Annotated in this window: 1 protein-coding gene; it reads left to right on the forward strand. The window is 61.5% G+C overall.

The genetic code is table 11. From position 1 onward, the window contains the following. Window positions 1-3,329: putative Ig domain-containing protein (locus ABX749_RS26860; protein ID WP_372898721.1), on the forward strand; the 3,329-nt coding region annotated here is incomplete at both ends.

The following is a 3,329-nucleotide window of genomic DNA, read 5'->3' on the forward strand; positions in this document are numbered from 1 at the left end:
GACAGCCGAGTTTCATTGGCAACGCTGGATGCCTTCGCGCCGACCAGCACCGTCACGACGACCGCAATCGGCGGAAATCAATTCGAAGTCTCCTGGACCGCCACCGATGACGCAGGCGGAAGCGGTGTCGCGGCCTATTCGTTGTTGGTTTCCCGCGACGGAGGCACGCGGTACCGCAGCGTGTTGTATCGGACCGATCAGACGTCGTATCTCTACCAGGCCGATCCCGGTGAGCAACCGTTGTTCCTGGTCCGCGCGATCGACAACGCCGGCAACGTCGAACCCGTCGCCCAAGGTGTGCGGGTGCCACGACTGGTGCCGGAAATCAATCTCGGCAGCGCCCCGTCGGTCAGTGTGATCCAGCCCGTGGTGATCCCCAAAGCGGAGGTTCGCCCGGAGACTGTCGCCGATCGCGTGTTCGCAGAAGCCGCGTTTGGAATCCCCTCGCGGACCAGTGCGACGCAACCGAGCAAGTTCACTCGCGTGATTCGCCCGTTGGCGGCAGAACGTTTTGTGACGATTCCCGGCGAAAGCGGTGCCGGGATCGGGGCGCTGGCAATGGCGGTCGGGCCCGATGGGGCGGTTTATCTGTCCGGTGGAGCGGGCAGGAACGAGTTATACAAAGTGGGGCAAACGTCCAGCTCGCCCTCGGCCGGGTTGCGCAAGCTGGAAGCCTACGCCACGACCACGCCGATTTATGAACTGGCGTTCGATGCGTCGGGACAACTGTGGGCGTCGACCGGTGGCGAGGGCCTGTTGCAATTGGATCCCAATACCGGCGCGGTGTTGGATCGGATCGGTGCGGGCATCGCGCTGGGGATCGCCGCGATTCCCGGCCAGACGGCGCTGTATGTTTCCACGACCGGAGGGATCAGCCGATTCGACACGGCGACACGCAAGCTAACTCCGTTCAGCGATATCCGCGTCGATTCGCTGGCGGTCGCAGCCGACGGGACACTGTACGGAACAGCTTGGCCCGAGGGCGGCGAGGTGTTGCGGTTTGATTTCCGCGGCCGCGCCGAACGCGTCGCCACCGTCAGCGGCCGCGCCGAGTCGATCGCATTCGGTCCGGTGGGATCGATCCTTGAAGGCGCGCTGCTGGTCGGTCATGAAACCGAAGGCAGCGTCACGGTGCTCGACCCGCTGTCACTGCGGCAGACCAAGATCGCAACCGGCGGCCGTGGACGTGTCGAAGGCATCCAACCCATCAGCGACGGTCGGTTCCTGGTCACGCGGGGCGACCAAGTCGACGTCTTCTTCACCGTCGCGGCGCCGCGTGTGATCCAAACGCGGATTGCCGACGGCATGAACCGCGCCGAATTGGTGTTTGATGTCGCCTTGGCCAACAACGTCTCCAGTCCCGTCGGCGGTAACAATCCCGCCAACTACGCGCTCAAGAACAAAGAGACCGGTGAGAGTGTCAACATCGGCGCGGTCCGCTACGACAAAGCCACACGGTCGAGCCAGTTGCTGTTCGAAACACTCGCGCCGGCTGAATATGAGCTGACGGTGTCGTCGACGGTGGAGAGCGAACAGGGCATCCCGATCGGGGGCAGCGGCTTCACCACAACCTTCCGCGTGTTCGAAGACGTCTCGATCTCGACCCGTCTCTCGTATTCCAACACACGCCTCAACCGCGCCGATGGCACGTTGTTGTTTGACGTGATGGTGTCCAATTCGGCTGACTTCGATATCGCCGGACCGATCAACGTCGTCTTTGACAATCTCGGTGACAACTCCGTCGTCTTCTTTGACAATGCCAATCAACCGGCCGGCGCCAATGGCTATCAAGTCATGGCGGACGGAACCGTGCTCGGGGCCAATTCGAGTTCCCAATGGCACACCGTCACCATCGCCAACCCCAACTTGTTGGATCTGAATTTCAACCCTCGGATCCTGGCCACGTTGCCGCCGAACCAATTGTCGATCTTTGCGTCATCACCCGCTCTGGCGGCGGCCGCGGACGCCCAGTATCAGTACTCCGCGGAGGCCGAAGACCCGGATGGTGCGACGATCACGTATGTGTTGGCCGGCGCGCCGAAAGGTGCGACCGTTGATCCGAACACCGGGGTCGTCGATTGGAAACCGGGCCGAGACGCATCGCCGAAAGCCGAGTTCGAGCTGCGAGCCTACGACGCGCGGGGAGCCTATAAACGTCAGACCTGGATCGTGGATGTGACGGGCGCCAACCGCGCGCCCGTCGTCGCACCCATTAGCGACGTCTTTGCCACCGAAGGCGATTTGATCGAAGTCCCCATCAGCGGTTTTGATCCCGACGGCGACGACCTGTTCTACTTCGCCGACAACTTGCCGCCCGGGGCCGTCTTCGACCCCTTCGGCCAAGCCCTGCGATGGCGGCCGGGCGGCAATCAAGCCGGTGTGTATGACGACGTGACCTTGATCGTCAGCGACGGTTTCGTCGAATCCAGTGTGTCGTTCCAAGTCGTCGTCGCCAACAACAACGTTGCACCGACGATTGCACCGATTGCGTCGCGAACGATCAACGAAGGCGATCAAATCTCGTTCACCGTGTTCGGTGACGATGCCGATGGGGACCAACTGCGGTACCTCTCGCCGAACCTACCGCCCGGAGCGTTTCTGGATCCCAATACCGGAATCTTTGAATGGACCCCAGGATTCGACCAACACGGTGTCTATGAATTGACGTTGTACGTTGATGACGGTCAGGTGCTCGCTCAAACGCAAACCGTGTTGACGGTCAATAATCTCAATGGGCCCGTTCGATTCCCTGCGATTGATCCCTTTGAAATTTTCGAAGGCCAATCGTTCCAGTTGCGAGTCGCGGCGTTTGACCCCGAATTCCCCGTGGCTCCCGTGACGCCCTCGGCCAATACACAAGACTTCTTCGTCGATTACCAGAGTTTCATTCCCGATCTCGATTACGTCGTCACGGGATTGCCCGCCGGGGCGAACTATGACGAGACCACACAATTGCTGACGTGGACCCCGGGCTTCAATGATTCCGGTCAATACGACATCACGTTCCAGGCCACCGACGATGGCGACGGCACGGGTGTGCCGACGACCGATACCGTGACGCTGTCGTTGACCGTCGCCGACGCCAACTTCCCACCGCAAATCGTCGAAGTGGCGGCGCAGTCCGTGGCGGTCGGTCAGACGCTGGATATTCCGATTTCGGCCAGTGACTTTGAAGGGGCGCCGCTGGCATTGGCAGTCACCTTCAGTGGCGCGACACAACTGCCGGACTTTGCAACCTTCACCGACAACGGAGACGGAACGGGATTGTTGTCGCTCGCTCCGCAGCCCGGCGATCGTGATGACATTCTGGTCGCGGTGACCGCCACCGA

Origin of the sequence: Stieleria sp., assembly GCF_041595215.1 — a bacterium.
In the GTDB taxonomy this organism is placed as follows: Bacteria; Planctomycetota; Planctomycetia; order Pirellulales; family Pirellulaceae; genus Stieleria; species Stieleria magnilauensis.